Here is a 299-nt window from a genome sequence, read left to right on the forward strand (position 1 = left end):
AGAAGAAGCCTGGGAGCAGCAGCAAAATACCACCAATCAAAACCAAAACCCCATCAATCAAGGTCTCGGTAGGCATCTGACCGCGAGCCAGCTGAAACTGGACCATTCGAAAGACCTGTACCCCTTGCTGCTTCGCCATCCATGCCCCGAACAGCCCCGTCAAAATGACCAGGAAGACCGTATTCCAGCCGCCAATCATTGACCCGACTGTAATTAACCCCCACAGCTCTAGCCCAAAAACGACAACAAAAAGGACAACGAGGATACGCAGCATCCTATTCCTCCCCTTTATGCATGGT

1 protein-coding gene is annotated in these 299 nt (G+C 51.5%); it reads right to left on the reverse strand.

Annotated features, from left to right (window positions below):
• A partial coding sequence (locus SB775_RS28580) for an FxsA family protein (RefSeq protein WP_410864555.1) occupies nt 1-274 on the reverse strand: 274 nt, incomplete at its 3' end.
• Between the last annotated feature and the right edge of the window lie 25 nt (nt 275-299).

Source organism: Peribacillus sp. SIMBA_075, from assembly GCF_046534585.1.